The 578-nt window shown below is 38.1% G+C and carries 1 protein-coding gene; it reads left to right on the forward strand.

Going from position 1 to position 578, the window contains the following annotated elements:
- On the forward strand, positions 1-341 hold a 341-nt coding region (locus AX662_RS11020), incomplete at its 5' end, for an LPXTG cell wall anchor domain-containing protein (RefSeq protein WP_156430678.1).
- Positions 342-578: the final 237 nt, after the last annotated feature.

Below are 578 nucleotides of genomic sequence, written 5' to 3' on the forward strand. Positions count from 1 at the left end.
TCCAACCAGGAACACCTGTAACACCTGACAAGCCAGGGGAAGATACGCCAATCATTTATGTTCCGGTTACTCCTGATAAACCTGTAACTCCTCCAGAACAACCTAAGGTACCAACACCTAAGAAACCAGAGGAGCCAGAACAACCAGTTAAACCAGAACAACCTGTAAGTCCAACTGTTATTGAAGAAGTAACTCCACAAGTTGCTCAACCTCAAGAACAAGCAGTTCTACCAGAGACAGGAACAGAAAGTGGACATATTGCAGAGGTGACAGGTTTGTCAGCCTTGATTACAGGTCTTGGACTAGGTCTTTTGGACCGTCGTCGTAAGAAAGAAGACTAATAACAAAGAGAATCCTTCCCTTCTTCTAAATAGTTAGTTAAAATAAAAAATTAGTCTTCAAAAAAAGAGGTTCTTCCCTATAGGTTGGGGGAGGACCTTTTTTGATCTATTTTTTAAACTAAGTACAAAATTGGAGTCTTGATTTTGTACTTTTATTCTTGATATGTGATTAAAGTAAATGCTTAAAAAGGAAGTTGAAATTAATCAACTTCCTTTAGTTTAGATGTCTTGTGAGAA

It is taken from the genome of Streptococcus sp. CCH5-D3, assembly GCF_001556435.1.
GTDB lineage: Bacteria > Bacillota > Bacilli > Lactobacillales > Streptococcaceae > Streptococcus.